Source organism: Ruegeria sp. BHSB056 (assembly GCF_059613305.1).
Window position 1 is genome coordinate 63369 of the sequence record NZ_JBXWSG010000006.1, and the last position, 15472, is coordinate 78840.

At 56.3% G+C, this 15472-nt stretch carries 12 protein-coding genes; 4 read left to right on the top strand and 8 right to left on the bottom strand.

Features of this window, described 5'->3' with window-relative positions; translation table 11 throughout:
• From AC2FND_RS03010 to AC2FND_RS03025, 4 genes are read right to left on the bottom strand one after another with little or no spacing between them, the layout of a single operon-like run.
• Positions 1-1341 (bottom strand): NAD(P)/FAD-dependent oxidoreductase, encoded by a 1341-nt coding sequence (locus tag AC2FND_RS03010; protein WP_496767832.1) that lies wholly within the window; start codon positions 1339-1341, stop codon positions 1-3.
• Complete coding sequence (locus AC2FND_RS03015) at positions 1338-2834, bottom strand: aldehyde dehydrogenase (protein WP_496767834.1); 1497 nt, start codon at positions 2832-2834, stop codon at positions 1338-1340. The genes AC2FND_RS03010 and AC2FND_RS03015 overlap by 4 nt, the downstream gene beginning before the upstream one ends.
• Before the next feature lie 5 nt (positions 2835-2839).
• Entirely contained in the window at positions 2840-3757 is a 918-nt protein-coding gene (locus tag AC2FND_RS03020; RefSeq protein ID WP_496767836.1) for a dihydrodipicolinate synthase family protein, read from the bottom strand.
• A 7-nt stretch (positions 3758-3764) separates the two neighbouring features.
• Entirely contained in the window at positions 3765-4475 is a 711-nt protein-coding gene (locus tag AC2FND_RS03025; protein WP_496767838.1) for a GntR family transcriptional regulator, read from the bottom strand.
• Positions 4476-4641: 166 nt separating this feature from the next.
• Between AC2FND_RS03025 and AC2FND_RS03030 the strand changes: the two genes are divergently transcribed.
• The 4 genes from AC2FND_RS03030 (at position 4642) to AC2FND_RS03045 (ending at position 11354) form a co-directional block, all read left to right on the top strand.
• Positions 4642-5592 (top strand): GlxA family transcriptional regulator, encoded by a 951-nt coding sequence (locus tag AC2FND_RS03030; RefSeq protein ID WP_480537370.1) that lies wholly within the window; start codon positions 4642-4644, stop codon positions 5590-5592.
• 355 nt (positions 5593-5947) lie between these two features.
• The gene (locus tag AC2FND_RS03035; RefSeq protein WP_496767840.1) at positions 5948-9544 is read left to right on the top strand and encodes an adenylate/guanylate cyclase domain-containing protein; all 3597 of its coding nucleotides are present in this window, start codon (positions 5948-5950) and stop codon (positions 9542-9544) included.
• A gap of 26 nt (positions 9545-9570) precedes the next feature.
• Positions 9571-9828, top strand: a complete 258-nt coding sequence (locus AC2FND_RS03040; protein WP_209504668.1) for a DUF4242 domain-containing protein — start codon at positions 9571-9573, stop codon at positions 9826-9828.
• 104 nt (positions 9829-9932) lie between these two features.
• Positions 9933-11354, top strand: a complete 1422-nt coding sequence (locus AC2FND_RS03045; RefSeq protein WP_496767842.1) for an FAD-binding oxidoreductase — start codon at positions 9933-9935, stop codon at positions 11352-11354.
• Between the two features lie 329 nt (positions 11355-11683).
• On the opposite strand, the gene AC2FND_RS03050 is transcribed toward AC2FND_RS03045, so the two are convergent.
• The 4 genes from AC2FND_RS03050 to AC2FND_RS03065 all read right to left on the bottom strand — a co-directional run.
• Positions 11684-12967 (bottom strand): TRAP transporter large permease, encoded by a 1284-nt coding sequence (locus AC2FND_RS03050; protein ID WP_496767852.1) that lies wholly within the window; start codon positions 12965-12967, stop codon positions 11684-11686.
• A 61-nt stretch (positions 12968-13028) separates the two neighbouring features.
• On the bottom strand, positions 13029-13565 hold the full coding sequence (locus tag AC2FND_RS03055; protein WP_496767844.1) for a TRAP transporter small permease: 537 nt from the start codon (positions 13563-13565) through the stop codon (positions 13029-13031).
• Positions 13566-13660: 95 nt separating this feature from the next.
• Positions 13661-14710: a TRAP transporter substrate-binding protein gene (locus AC2FND_RS03060; protein ID WP_496767846.1), complete on the bottom strand. Its 1050-nt coding sequence runs from the start codon at positions 14708-14710 to the stop codon at positions 13661-13663.
• A 23-nt stretch (positions 14711-14733) separates the two neighbouring features.
• The coding region (locus AC2FND_RS03065; protein WP_496767848.1) for a pyridoxal-phosphate dependent enzyme at positions 14734-15472 on the bottom strand (739 nt) is incomplete at its 5' end.

Genomic DNA, 15472 nt, shown 5'->3' on the forward strand with positions numbered 1-15472 from the left:
TCATTCCTTGCCGGACCGCCACTCTTTCCAGATCAGATAGCTGTTGGCGGCAAGCGAGGCGAATGGCTCGGGCGGCAAACGCGGCAAGTCCGGTTGCGCCAGAAAATGACCGGCGATGTCAGACCGCTGGTCCAGCAAAAGTTCCGCGATGCCCATGCCTTGCAGTGTTCCCCGTGCAATGCCCAGACCGTTCTGGCAACAGGCTGAGTAGACACCGTCCTCAAGTTCGCCGAACGCGGTCGATCCATTGCGGCTGAGGCAAAGCATCCCCGCCCAGCGATGTTCCATCTGCACATCCGGAAGATGCGGAAAGCGTTCCCTGAACTTTCTGTCATGCACCCAGCCTGCATTGCGCAGCCTCATTGGACTGGTCTCGATTGTTGGATGAAAGCTGGAGCAGGTGCGGATCAGGATGCGATCCCCGTAGCTGCCGGAAATGCGCCGTACTGACGTCCCCATCGGGTTCGCAGGCGTCACCGACCAGCGCGACTGCCCGCCCAGTGTCCTGATCTGCGCGTCGGTCAGCGGCGCTGTGAGCGAGGCATAGAGGCATATGTGCATCAACTGCCGCTGGTAGAACCCAAAGCTTTCCAGATGACCGTTATTGGCCAGAATGATCCGCCCGGTGCTGACCTTGGCCTTGTTGGTGCTGACCACCCAGCCTGCGCCCTGATGCTCAAAACCGGTGACGGGTGAATGCTCGAACACATCAATCTGCCCGGCCAGACGGGCAGACAGCGCACGCACATATGCCGCAGGCTGGATCATCACTGTCCCCGGCGCATAAAGCCCCGAGGTATAGTGTGGGCTGCCCGTGATCTCTTGCATCTGCTGCTGATCATAAAGCGTATGCGGCTCGCCGAGTTTGGTCAGGTGCGCGGCAAAGGCGCGGTTATGCGCGTCGCCCGCTTTGGTGGCGGCGGCATTGTATTTGCCGCAAGGGTCGAACATTTCCTGTGGCAGCCCGCAATCGAAGGCCACTTCGGTCGCAAAGGCAATGGCCTTGCGGTTCAGCGCAATGGTGGCGCGATCTGCGTCCGATCCCTTGCCTGCGTAGTTGTCCGAGGCCAAGTCATGGGGCAGGTCGATCATGAACCCGGAATTTCGGCCTGCCGAGCTGTCCGCGAAGCGGCCGGCTTCCAGCAGAACGATTTTCAGGGAAGGATCCAATTGATGCAGCCGCCGCGCCGCGCTGAACCCGGCAAACCCGCCGCCAACTATTGTGAAATCTGCGGTCAGGTTCCGGTCCAGCACCCCCAGAGGTGTTTGGGGCGGCAGAATCGCATTCCAACCCGACGGGCCTGTCTGCCGGGGTAGTCTTTTTGCGTCATGTCGACTCAATCGACGGCCTCATCCGCGTCATCGGCCAGATCGATCCAGATGGTTTTCAACTGGGTGTACTGATCATGCGCGTGGATCGAGTTGTCACGCCCCCCAAAACCCGATTGCTTGCACCCACCGAAAGGTGTCGTGATGTCACCTTCGCCGAAGCTGTTCACCGTTACGGTGCCTGCGCGGATCATCCGCGCACCACGTATGGCGCGTTTGACATTGGCCGTGAAGATTGAGGCGCATAAGCCATAGTCGGTTTCGTTCGCGATCTGGATCGCTTCATCGAAGCCCGAGACTTCAATTACCGACAAGACAGGGCCAAAGATTTCCTCGCGCGCCAATGCAGCGTCGTTGCCGGGCACTTCGACCACGGTGGCCTCGACAAACCCGTTGTCTGCTTTGCCACCGATCACCACGTTCTCGGCCTGATCCAGATAGCCACAAACCTTGGTGTAGTGGTCTTCGCTCACCAGTGCGCCCATGCGGGTTTCGGGGTCGAGCGGGTCGCCGGTGTTCCATTGTTTGACGTGATGCGCGATGCGCTCCAGCAGCTCGGCCTTCACTTTCTTATGCACGATCAGGCGTGACGAGGCCGAGCAGTTCTCCCCCATGTTCCAGAATGCGCCATTGACGATATGCGCCGCCACCCGGTCGAGGTTTTCGGCATCCTCCATCACGATGGCAGGGTTCTTGCCACCCATCTCCAAGACCACCTCTTTGGCGTTACTTTCCGCCGAATAGGTCAGAAAGCGTTTGCCGGTCACGGTCGAGCCTGTGAAGGACACCATGTCGATATCCATGTGCCGCCCAATGGGCTCGCCCACCTCGGTCCCGCCACCAGGTACGATGTTCAATACACCGCGCGGCAAACCGGCCTCCATCGCCAATTCGGCAAGGCGCAGGGCCGTCAAAGTGGTTTCCATCGCCGGTTTTACAACAACAGAACAGCCAGCCGCCAGCGCTGGCCCGATCTTCCATGCCAACATCAGCAGCGGAAAGTTCCACGGCAGCACCAAACCGACGACGCCTATTGGCTCGCGCACCACCATAGCGATGTGATCGTCGCTGGCGGGCGAAACCTGATCGTAAATCTTGTCAATCGCCTCGGCGTGCCACTTCAGGCAGTGGATCGTCTCGGGCACATCAACATTTTCGCAGTCAAAGATCGTCTTGCCACTGTCGATGCTCTCCATCACGGCCAGTTCACGGGCGTTGCGGGTTATCAGCTTGCACAACCTGATCAATATATCCTTGCGATCAGACGGATGCAGCTTGCTCCAGCGGCCATCGTCAAACGCCTCACGAGCTTTCGCGACCGCAAAATCCACATCCGCCCTATCGCAGGATGCGATATCGGTCAGTTTTTCACCGGTTGCAGGGTTCACTGTCGCAAAGGTCTGGCCTGAGATCGCCGGACGGAATGCGCCGTCGATAAAGGCACCTGCCGGCAGGGACAGGCCTGCGGCGATGGATTTGTATTCGTCCTGTGTCAGCAGATCCATATCTCTTACCCTTCTGCCACGATGTCGGCGATTGTCTTTTTCAGCACGCACGTGACCTGTTCCAGCGCGCGCTTGTCATCTTTGTTCAGGCCCTTCAGTGGAGGCCGCATGATACCTGCGTCGATCCCGTTCATCGTGACGCCGTGCTTGATGGTCTGGATGAACTTGCCACCCTGTTCTAGTACCCGCATCAGCGGCATCATCGCAGACATGATCCGGCGTCCCTTGGTGAAATTCCCTTCGACCACGCAGGCCTGATACAATGCCACATGTTCGGCAGGTAGGAAGTTCGACCCGCCACACACCCAGAACGGCGCGCCCCAGGCAAAGAACTCGAGTGCCTGGTCGTCCATTCCACAGCCCAGCTGGATATGCGGATAATCCCGCGCCAACAGATGCACCCGGTTGATATCGCCCGAGCTTTCTTTGATGCCGCAGAAGTTGCGGCTGCGGCCCACACGGTCAAGGAACTCTTCCCCCATCATTGTGCCGGTACGGTGCGGATAGTTGTAGAGCATCACCGGCAGGTCGGCGGCCTTGTCGATGGCCAGCGCATTCAGCGCGTTTTCGCGATCCGTCGGCACCGAGTAGGGCGGGCTGGCCAACAGGATGGCGTCCGCGCCGATATCGCGCGCGCCAGCGGCCAGCGCTATCGAGTCCGAAGTCAGCATCGCACCCGTGCCAACCACCAAGGGCAACCGCCCTTTCAGGTGTTTATGCGTGAATTTGGCGAGTTCCAGCCGCTCCGGCACGGTTTGGGCATAATTCTCACCTGTGGATCCGCCGGAAATCAGGCCGTGCACACCATTTTCGATCAGGTATTCGATCACGTCGGACAGGGCGTCCCAGTTCAAGCTGCCATCGTCGTGATAGGGGGTGATCACAGGGGTATATATCCCTTCGAACTTGAAAATCGGGTTCATTCCGTCCTCATGCGGGTTTCGAAAGTGGCGGGATACCCATTGGGACATCCAGTGCGTCAGGCATCACAAACATCCCGATCTGATCCCGGGACAGGTTCCAGTGATCCTCGGCCAGTTTCGCCGCCTCAGCTTCATCGCGTGCCTCGATGGCTGCGATGATCGCGTCATGCTGTTGGCTGGCCAGCGACAGGTTTTCGGACATTTCAACTGTCTGCGGCCGATAAAACGTCATACCAATCCGTGCATGATCGATCAGCAGCCGGTTGAATGACGGAAGCAGGTAGACATTGCCGGACATCTCTCCGGTCACGTCATGAAAACGGTTGTTGGCAAGTGCGCAATCCTCGGCCGACCCTGAATGAAGGGCAGCTTTGAACGCGTGCTGAGCCGCTTTCAGGTCACTGATTTGCACGTTAGTCGCGTTCACTGCCGCCAGACGCAGGATGGCCCCGTAGATCATCGGTGCTGCAAGGAAGAAATCGCGCAGCGTAGTGTAGGACATTTCCGAAACACGAGCGCTGCGGTTCTTCCGAAGATCCAGATAACCTTCGCCAGCCAGTTGACGAAATACCTCGCGTAGCGGCGTGCGCGACAAGCCGAATTCATCGGACAGATGCGCCTCATCCAGATCGTCGCCCGGACGAAGGCGCAGAGTCAGGATGGACATCTTCAGGTGTTCTCTGAGCGCGGTTTTGCGCGACTTGGCTTCGTCTTTCATCCTTTGGCCTCACTATGTCCTGTGGCCGCCGCGTTCGAATCGCGGAGGTCATAGTTTTGTATTTCTAAAAAATACAACTTGTATACATAAAAATCTCGTGCAGCATAAGTGTCTGCTAAATAGACTCACGTTCGGGCGTCGGCCCAGTTTGGAAATGGTTCTGCTCATGCCTCAGACGCAGCACTTCGCCTTCATCCTGGTCGAGGAGTTTTCGCACCTCGCCTTTTCCTGTGCGGTCGAGCCGCTGAGAATCGCCAACCTTGTGAGTGGCGAAGAGCTGTATCGTTGGTCATTTGTATCCGAACAGGGCGAGCAGGCCGTGTCTTCCAATGGGTCCGTCACCCTTGTGCATTCCGGACTTGAGGAACTGTCCAAGTGCGATCAGCTCTTTGTTTTGTCGGGCATTCACATGCGTGACCACGTGACCCGTTCCCTTCTGGCCACACTGCGGCGCGAACGAGCGCGTGGAACGCGGATCGGGGCATTGTGCTCCGGCGCGTGGCTGCTGGCCGAGGCCGGGTTCCTCAACGGTATGCAGGCGGCGATCCATTGGGAATACCACGACGCGTTCATGGAAGCCTTTCCGGATATCAATCTGGTGCGCAGCGTCTTTGTCGCCGACGAAAAACACATTACCGCATCAGGTGGGACCGCGACCGCAGACCTGATGCTGCATCTGATTGAACGCGACCATGGCGAAGAGCTGGCCACCGATGTTGCGGATCAAATGGTCTATAACACTGTGCGTAATGCGACCGCTAAGCAGCGCGTTTCGCTGCAATCGCGCAATGGAATGCGCAATGCCCACCTGGCAAAGGCGATAGATATTATGCAGGACAGTCTGGAAACTCCAGTTTCACCATCCTTCATTGCAGACAATTTGGGTATCTCCACCCGTCAACTTGAACGGTTGTTTGGCAAGTACCTCAACACTTCGCCCAAACGGTACTTTATGGAAATGCGGCTGGAACGGGCCCGGAAGCTGCTTTTGCAAACCGAAGCGTCGGTCACCGAGGTCGCCGTGGCCTGCGGCTTTGAAAATCCGGGACATTTCTCTCGGGTATACCGGTCCAGTTTTGGCATCACACCGCACGCGCAGCGCAACAAGATCAACTGAAATCGGATAAATTGCTGCTTCTACCTGCCGGCGGGGGTGCCGCGATCCGCCGACCTTGAACAGGTCCGACCTGGCACCCCCTGATCCCGCCGAGATACCCCCTCGTTAAAACTGGACTAGTCAACAGATCGGCAGGATTACCCACCAATAAATCTCGATATTGGCATAAGTATATCAAGAACTTGTCATCGACAGGTTTGTTGTGCCCTGTTTCGTTAATCTACCGTTAATTTAAGGCTCAAATTGAGGCTTCTGGACGTTCGATCAGCCAAAACGCCGACATCCGGTCACGATAATCGGTTCGTGCTGATAGCGCTTCCTTGATTAGTGGGATGTATCTCAGCATGATCCGGATATGTCGGTTGAAATGGACACGTGGCTGAACGACCTCGGACTGGGTCAGTACGCAGATGTTTTTGCGGAAAACGACATTGATGCGCGTGTTCTGCCGCTGCTGACGGGTGACGACTTGAAAGAGCTAGGAGTTAGTCTTGGTCACCGGAAGATCATCCTTGCTGCGGTTCAGGATTTGGTTGGCTCTGGGCACCTGTCTTCATCAGCACCTGCCGCAGGGGAGCCCACCAGCGAGAACACTCAGCCATCCGCCGCTGATGATGTGCATGGTGAAGCTGCACCAACGAAAAAGCCCATCGCACCTGCGGCTGAGCGGCGTCATCTGACAGTCTTGTTCGCGGATCTGGTCGGCTCGACAGAGCTGACCAACCGTTTTGATCCCGAAGACATGCGGGATCTGCTACAGAACTATCAAGATACCGTCGCGGGGGCAGTGAGCAGGTATGGTGGCTATGTCTCGAAATACCTTGGCGACGGTCTTCTTGTGTTTTTCGGTTGGCCAACAGCCTATGAAGATCACGCCATTCGCGCCATTAAGGCGGGGCTTGAGTGCGTCCGCCGCGTTGAAGAGCTTAACACCCCTGACGGCGAGCGTTTGTCGGCCAGGCTGGGTATTGCCAGCGGCGATGTCGTGGTCGGCGACACCATCGGCGAAAACTCTTACGAAGAAGGTGCCATGACCGGGCCGACCGTCAATCTTGCGGCGCGGATACAGGAGCACGCTCAGCCGAACTCGGTCGTTTTGTCTGCGGAAGAAACCGAAGCCGCCTTGCACCGGATATTCGAGTTCGAGACCCTTGGACCAACTCAGCTGAAAGGGTTCAAGGACCCTCGGACCCTGTTGAGGGTCGTATCGGAACGCAGCGCGGAAAGCCGGTTTCGCGCGTCGTATAAGGATGACGCCAGCAGCACCATGATCGGCCGGGATTACGAAAAGGGGATCCTGTTGCAATCGTGGCAGCGCGCCCAAAGCGGTCATGGTGAGGTCGTTCTGCTGTCGGGTGAGGCGGGAATAGGAAAATCGCGCCTGACTGAGGGGTTTCTTGCAGATGTCACGGCAACCGGGCAGGCCGACGTGATAAGGCTGAACTGCTCTCCTTATCTGACCAGCAGCCCCTTTCATCCCGTCACCCAGCGAATTTCACAGGATGCGGGTGTTGAACCGGATTTTGATGACAATCAAATTCTGGAACATGTCAGGAAGCTGCTGGAAGGCCGGGAAGGTCTGGACTGGGAACAGGTTCTGCCTGTCTTTGCAGCGCTGGTTGCGCCGCGCAGTGCGCCGGCTCGTGAAGTTCTCGAGATGTCGCCGCAAGAGCAACGCGACATAACGATCCAAACCCTTATCCATACGGTGCAGGTCCGGGCAGGCGTGCGCCCGGTTATTCTGTGTGTTGAGGATGCACATTGGATCGATCCCTCGACGCAAGCCCTGCTGGAGCGGTTCAAGGCGATTTGCACTGATCTTCCCCTGATGATCCTGATGACCCACAGACCTGGGTGGGACCTGGCCCGCGATGACGGGGACACGCATGTTCAAACACTCCTGTTGCGCCGGTTCGGTTCTGCTGATGTCTCGGATCTGGTCCGCAATATCACCGGCAAGGACCCGGACGATGTCTTGATCGCGACGATCATCGAAAAAACGGACGGCGTGCCCCTGTTTGTCGAAGAATTGACCCAAGCAATCGTAAATGCTGATGAGCAGGGACAAGTCCGCATACCATCGTCATTGAAGGGCGCCTTGATGGCGCGGCTTGATGCAGTTTCGCCCGAGGCCAAACAGGTTGCGTTGACGGGGTCCGTCATTGGGCGGGAATTTGAACCAGACTTGGTAAAGGCCGCGATGGGGCTGGAACGTGCGGATATCAATCTTCGCCTCGAAGAATTGTCGCGAACGGGATTGATCTTTGAAAGCGGAAACAACCGCGGGCATTTCGTGTTTCGCCATGCCCTTATCCGCGATACGGCATATCAATCCATGTTAAGTTCCACCCGCAGGCAGCAACATTCGGACGTTGCCCGAGCACTGATCGCGATGCGATCAGCTGAAATCGAACGCCGACCCGAGCTGGTGGCCCGCCATCTGTCAGAAGCAGAAGAATGGCGCGCCGCATTCGACAAATGGGAAGCTGCGGCGGAAATGGCGTTGGCCCGGTCAGCCAGCCAGGAAGCGATGGCCAATGCACTGGAAACACTCAGGGCTGCGGAAAAACTTGGCTCTGAAATCGGTGCGGAGATGGTCAGGGGCAAAATTCTTGTCGGACGCAGCCATGACAGCCAGGGCCGGTTGCCTGAGGCGATGGAAGTTCTGAAAAGTGCATCTAAAGCTGCCCGGAAACTCCATGACGTGGAGCTGGCAGCCGATGCAGCCAATCATTTTGCTGACTCGTGCATGATGACAAGCACGCGACATCACGAGGCCATTGACCTTTGTGACAAGGCGCTGAAAGACCTGCCTGACAGTGACGAAGTCAGGCGGTGCCGGTTGATGAGCCAACTTGCAAGGGCGTATATGTTTGTCGGCCAGTTTTCCGAGGGTACGCGCTTTGGTCAGCAATCCATGGAACTGGCGGCGAAACTTGGGGATCATAAATCCCAGTTTTCGGTAATGATGATGCATTTTGGGGCGCCCTTCGTTGCGCGCAACGGGCGAGAGGCGCGCCATTGGCGTGAAAATCTGGACGCCATGCATCGGGTGGCAGAAAAGCTTGGCACCATTGATCAGGGCCGCGACCGGACGCTCAGCCTGTTTGTCGGTGCTGAAATGGCCGACCGCGACCTGATGGACAACTCACTCGAATTGCTGACTGCGATTTCCGAAAAGGACAATCATCTGCAACTCTATTGGGTTCAGAAACACGCACGCGCCATGGTTGCAATCATGGACGGCGACTTTGTTCAGGCTGAAAAGCACGCCACCGAAGCGGTCAAGATCGGCCGAAAAACGCACGGCGAACATGTCGAGGGCGTTTTCGGCGTTCAGATGTTTACCATCCGGCGCGAGCAGAACCGCCTGCACGAGGTCGCGCCTGTGATCAAGAAACTGATGACCGACAGCCCCGAAGACATCTCGTGGAAGCCAGGTTTTGGCCTTATCGCGGCCGAGCTGGGGTACACGGAACCAGCCGAAAAAATACTGAATGAAATGGCGGAAAACGGCTTCGACCTGCCGCCAGATGCCATGTATTCAACAACTCTGTCCTATCTTGCCGACATCTGCGTGGCAGTCGGGCATCCGGATCATGCCCAGACGCTTTACGGTATGCTGCAACCCTACGAGGACCTGACGATCACCGCAGGGGCAACCACAGTCTGCACAGGTGCCGCAGCCCGACGCTTGGGGAACCTGGCAACGGTGCTGAAAGACTGGGAAATTGCCGGGAAGATGTTCCGGAAAGCCATCGAGATTGACACGAGGATGAATTGCCCGCCATGGATTGCGCATTCCAAGGCAGCGTATGCATCCGCATTCAGACAACAGGGCCGTCCCAGCGATTTGGAACTGGCGTTTCAACTGGAAGGGGAAGCGTTGGCAATATCACAGAAATTGAGTATGGTTTCCCTTAAGTCAAAGCTCGAAGGGGTAGCCAGTTAAGGCCCGGAAAATGCTTGGGGGGCATAATGCCACGATACATCATTGAACGGAATTTTGCCGAGCAGCTGAATATCAGCGACAACGACAAAATTCACATCAAAGAAATCAACGACGAAGTCGGCATTGAATGGATCTTTTCCTTCCTCAGCGCAGATAAGCGCAAAACATACTGCCTTTACGAAGCCCCGGATGAAGAAAGCCTGCGAAAAGCGGCCGAGCGTCTGAACATTCCTGCCGATGTCATCACGCCGGTAGATCGGATCGATCCGGGAATATTTGCCTGACGACCAGCTTTTTCCCACAACCAAGTATCCCCTTCTCAGGGCAATAACAAACTCACGAGGCAGCCGTGCGCGAAACCTTTTCCTGAAACAAGGGAGGCCTAAGCATGTTTGACCTGAAAGCACTCGACGGACATATCGCAACTGTGGATCAAGGCGATTTGGACGCGCTTGATGCCTCACTGCGCGGCGGGGTCTACCTGCCGGGAGCCCCGGAATACGAAGAAGCCAGGATTACCTGGAACAGCATGTTCGAGCGTTTCCCCGCCTTCGTGATCCGTGCGATGGGGGCGAGCGACGTCCAGAAGGCAATAAACTTCGTCCGACAAGCAGGCCTCATGATGACCGTTCGATCAGGTGGGCACCAGATTGCAGGGCACGCCGTCGCGGACAAGGCCGTCATGCTGGACCTGTCCCAGATGCGTTCGGTTCACGTGGACTCTGCCCGCAAAACTGTCCGCGTTGCACCGGGTGCGTTGCTTGGAGACGTTGATCGCGAAACACAGGCCCATGGTCTTGTCGTCCCCACAGGCATCAATTCTACCACCGGCATCGCCGGGCTGACCCTGGGCGGCGGTTTCGGCTGGACAACCCGGAAATTCGGCATGACAATCGACAACCTTCTGTCGGCAGAAGTCGTCACAGCGGATGGCGCGATTGTCACCGCATCATCCACGAGCCACCCGGAACTTTTCTGGGCCATTCGTGGTGGTGGCGGAAACTTTGGTGTCGTTACCTCATTCGAATTCCAGTTGCATGATCTTGGGCCGGATGTCCTGTCCGGCCTGATCGTGCACCCGATCGAAAAGGCACCAGAACTGCTTTCCGAATTTGTGGCCATTGCGGACACGTCCCCCGATGAGCTCACCGTCTGGAGCGTGATGCGAAAAGCACCGCCGCTCCCGTTCCTGCCGGAAGAGTGGCACGGGCGCGAGGTGCTGATTTTCGCAGCGTGCTATAGCGGCCCGATGGATGAGGGTGAAAAAGCAATGTCGGCCTTACGTGCGCTGGGTGAGCCGATTGTGGATGTCATTTCACCGCACAGGTTCGTGGACTGGCAGGCGGCTTTTGATCCCCTGTTGTCGCCGGGCGTCCGCAACTATTGGAAAAGTCATGACTTCAACACGTTGCCCCCGGCCGCCATCACGGACCTGCTGGACGCGATTTCCACCCTTCCTGATCCCGCTTGCGAGGTTTTCATTGCTCATGTCGGTGGCGCGATGGCCCGCGTTGAACCCGCTTCTACCGCCTACCCGCAAAGATCTGCGCATTTCATCATGAATGTCCACACACGATGGGAAGACCCTGACAAGGATGACACCTGCATCGGGTGGGCACGCCAGCTGTATGAACAGATGAAGCCGTACTCAACAGGCAGTGCATATGTGAACTTCATGCCTGAAGACCAGGCAGATCACATGACCGGCGCCTATGGTGTGAACGGCGAAAAGCTGTCCAAGATCAAAGGTATTTATGACCCGGGCAATCTGTTCCGGATCAATCACAATATCTTGCCTTCACGGGGGTAAGTAAGACTGCAACATCAAAGCCTTGGTTCGGGAGTGTTGCTGACACTTTATAGTCTTGCCTAGAGAACGACGCTGTACAGAGATTTTCAATCCCATAGTTCGTCTCCTTTGTTGGAATAAATACTATCAAAGGAGCGGCATCAAACCGCGATACATTCACTCCACTCACGGTTTCCGCGGTAAGCTGAGACTGGCTCGAGTTCGTCCGACAGCACACTCATGATGGTTTAATCGCCACAGTTTTAGACCAAGCCGAGCTGCCTGGTCTCTGAAACGATAGGCCGATGCGGATGGCCAAACCTAAGGGCTAGCCACCCGCTTTTTCTTTTTCAGAACGCCGCGAGATCACGGAGGAACAACGCGATACCGGGGACATAAATCAGCAAAATCGTCATCAACGCCAAAATAGCGAAGAATGGCAAAGTTCCCCGGATCACTTCCAGATAAGGCCTGTTGAAGATCGCGATTGCCGTGAAGATATCGCAGCCAAAGGGCGGTGTCGCCGATCCAATGGCCATCTGAAGTGTGACCATCACTCCGACGAGTACGGGATCAAGCCCTGAGGCATCCACGATCGGCACGAAAATCGGTGTGAGGATGACCAGCACAACAAGCGAGTCCACAAACATGCAGCCCACGAAGAAACAAAGGGCGATGATGAAGAGAATGTACTCGTCTGACGCGCCCTCAAGATTGAGAGGTTCCAGCAGGCCCTGGGGTATCTGTTCAAAAGAGATATACCAGGAAAACGCCTGACCAACTCCGACCAGAATGAACACGACCGCCGTGATCAAGCCAGTGCCGAGTGCCGAATCCAATACATCACTGAGCTTCAGTTCGCGGTAGATCAGGCATTCGACGATCAGTGCGTAGAGGACCGAAAACGATGCCGCTTCTGTTGGTGTCACAGCGCCGGAATAGATGCCGCCAACGATCAGTACCGGGAAACCCAGTGGCAGAACCGCCCTGCGGAAAGCTGCCCGTCGTTCGGCGCTGGACCTCTTCGGGACAAGCGCAATCTGCTCACCCTGCAGGGCGCTGTAGAAGTAACAGTATACCGAAAACATAACTGCCAAAACTACCCCGGGACCGATCCCGGCGATGAACAATTCACCGACGCTTGTGTTGGCCAGCGTGCCGTAAAGGATCATCCCGATGCTTGGAGGAATAAGGAAGGCGATGTCACTGGCATTGATGATCAGCGCCATGACGAAACTGTCCTTGTAGCCGGCCTTCAGCAACTTCGGTCGCATTATCTGACCAACCGAGACCACTGTCGCCTGGGTCGACCCCGAAACCGAGCCAAACAGCGTGCAACTGATACAAGCCGTAATTGGCAGACCGGCTCGGCGATGCCCTACAAAAGCTTCGATCAGGCCAAGCAGGTTGTTGGCAGTATGACCCCGCGCCATGATATCAGCCGCAAAAATGAACATTGGCACAGCGATGAGCGCGTTCGGCGAAATGCCGGTAACCATTTGCTGAATGATGACGCCGGTATCGCTCTGCGAGAAATGTACCAGGCCGATCAATGTCGCAACTGCCAAGGGAACGACCATGGGGTAGCTGAGAAACAGCAGTACAACCATCGCCACCACCAGCGTAAAGGTGATGACATAGATATCCAGCTCACCGGCCACGATGTCCCCGAGAAATTCAAGGAAACCTGACATGTCAGACTCCTATCTCTACTGCGTCACCGTCCTCGACCTCATAAGAGTGCCAAGCGCCGGTATGGGTGATGTTCATGACAAAAGCGATCAGGTATTGCAGGCTGGCCATGAAAAGACCGATCGGGATCACCGAGTAGATTATGTAGACCGGAAATTGCAACGCCGGACTCAGGCGGTTCAGTTCTTTGATCTCCAGAACGTAGAAAACAGATTTATACGCCAGATATCCGAGCAGCAGGCTGGTGGTGATCGAGATCAGCGTCAGGACGGCTTTTTTTGACCGGCGGCTCAGCGTATCGTAAAGCGCAGTCATGCGGATATTCCGGCCTTTCCGGACCGCATATGCAAATCCGAAAAAGGTCACACTGACGATCAGGAACTGGTTCAGTTCTTCGGAAAAGAAAAGACTTTTGCCAAAGGCATAGCGACCAATGGCGTTAGCGGTCGAGTTCACCATCATCAGCAGAATGGCCAAGATGATGACGAGTTTCTCGATGAATTCGGTGCCCTTGCTCAAGGTGAGCAGTAAGATCTTCATAGACTTCCCTCCCTAGGCACACCGGTGGGCGTACCTCAAACGAAGGACGCGACGCCTGAACAGGATGCCGCGCCCCTCAGCGATTTCACCATTTGTTACGAGGCGTTTTCGACCTCTTTGAGCAGGTTCTCGAGGATCTTCTGTGCACCATCACGCGCGGCGGGTTTCTCGGCGTCGTCATAGGCATTTTCGACCACGTTATAGAAAGTTTCGTGCAATGTTGCGCTCTGAGCTTCGAAGACAGCGCGCTCTTCTTCGGTTAGGACGATGACCTGCAGATCCGGGCGTTCAGCCTTGATCTTGTCCATATTCTCTAGATTGATCTTGATTTGGTAATCGTGCGCCGCCTGTTCGGCTTCGGTGATGGCTTTCTCTACCATTTCCTGCTGATCGGCGGGCAGACCGTTGAACCATTCGCTGTTGGTCGAAACGGTTCCGACATAAGGCAGTTGACCCGGGAAAATCAGGTAATCCTGAACTTCATGCCACTTCGCATTGTAGATGAAGTAGATCGGGTTAACCATGCCGTCGACGGTCTTCAGCTGCAGCGCACCATAGACCTCGCCCCAGGACAGCGGCGTCGGGTTGGCGCCAAAGGCTTTGAAGGTTTCGACAGGAATGGTCGAAGTGAATGTGCGGATTTTCTGACCCTCAAAATCAGCGGGACTGCGGATCGCCTTGTTGGCACCCCAGGCCATGTCGCCTTCCGAGATCATAGTCAGCAGCTTAAGGTTCACCTTCTCGAACTTTGCGCTCAGATCTTGGTAGATAGTCGGGCTCGTTGTCAGAACCTTGCGGATCACGTCAATATCTCCGCCCAACACGTAGGGTAGATCGAGAACCTGCGCCTCGGGCACATAGGAACCAAGGTGACCTGTACCGACGGATACGAACTGGACGGTTCCTTTCGTCGTCAGTTCGACGATGTCGTTCTCGGTGCCCAACTGTCCGTAGTAGTAGATGCGAACTTTGATATCGCCGCCCGATTGCTCTTTGATGCTTTCGGCAAACGCCTGAGCGAAGATATCCTGAACATCTCCCTTGTCCTCTTCCGAGGCAAATTTCCAGGTATCCGCGAATGCCGCGGTCGACAGACCGGCGGCAAGCACCGCCGAAGTGAAAAGCTTGCTGATGGTAGATTTCATTCTTTTGGTCCTTTCATGCCCGCTCATGCGAGGCCTTCTGAGATGATGACAAGAGGGCGCGTTTCCTTGGCGTTCCCTTGTTCGGTGGTTCTCTTACGCAGGGCCCCGTAGCCGGCCGCACCAGACGGTGTGGTCGAGATACCAAGGGCGGTGACAGATTCAGCAGCTGCCATGCCTTCTTCTTCGGAAAGGGTTTCGTAACTCACGCCGCAGCGTTCGAGTACTTCCCAGGCCACGATCGAGGGTTCCTTGCAGTCAAGGCGACCCATGTTCGAATCCGGACCGTCGCTGCGGGTTGGTTTTCCGGCCAAGTGGCTGGTTTTCAGGCAGGCGGCAGCATCGGGCTCGACGACGATCAATTCAGGCTGTTCTGCCCAATTCAGGCGGATCATGTGGGACATCGCGGCGGCAAGCCCGCCGACCCCTGCCTGCAGATAGACATGTGTTGGCCACAGGCCAGAGGTTTCGAACTGCTGGCGCATCTCTTCGGCGATGACGCAGTACCCCTCCATCACCAATTTCGGGATCTCAGTGTAACCGGGCCAGGTTCCGTCAGCCAAAAGTGTGGCGCCCGTGGTTTCAGCGTCGGCGATGGCCGCTGCGACGCTTTCATCATAAACGCCGCCTGATCGGATCACTTCTGCACCAAGCGCTCTGAGGCGACCGGCAAACCCTTCGGGTACGGTCTTTGCAAGGTGAATCCGAGCCTTAGCCCTAAACGCCCGTGCTCCGGCTGCAACGCCCATGCCGTGATTGCCAGCA